A 496-nucleotide genomic window follows, 5' to 3' on the forward strand; every position below is an offset into this window, starting at 1 on the left:
CCCTTATCAACTTTTGCTTCGCATAAAAAAACTTTAGAATTTAACCTTATAGGCAATTTAAAACGATTTCTATGACCAAAAATTTGATAATAGTTTTTTGGAGTATTTTTTTTAAATTCATCTGCAATTATTTGACTTTCATCATAAGTTCCAATTCCATTAATAAAATTATCACTTGAAATTAAACTTAATTTTTCTTCCTTTGGCAAGAAATTAATTCCTCCGTGACAACAAAAAACTTTTTTATCATAATATTCATACCAAAAACACTCTTTTAAATATGAATAAATTTTTTTTGCATCTTTTTGTGTAATTTTTTCTTTATAAAAATCTTTTAAAGTAAAATTATTGAATTCTTTAGAATATATATTTTCATTGTTTGCCCATTTTATTAAATTTCTTTCATGATTACCTTCAAGCAAGCAGACATTAGGTAAATAATAAAGTTTTAAAAGCAATTTCATAACTTTAGAATTTTCAATTCCTCTATTTATAT

The 496-nt window shown here is 22.2% G+C and carries 1 protein-coding gene; it reads right to left on the minus strand.

The window, feature by feature from the left end; translation table 11 throughout:
- On the minus strand, window positions 1–496 hold a 496-nt coding region (locus JG677_RS08555), incomplete at both ends, for a metallophosphoesterase (RefSeq protein ID WP_325099578.1).

It is taken from the genome of Campylobacter sp. TTU-622 (assembly GCF_016598965.1).
Taxonomy (GTDB): domain Bacteria; phylum Campylobacterota; class Campylobacteria; order Campylobacterales; family Campylobacteraceae; genus Campylobacter_D.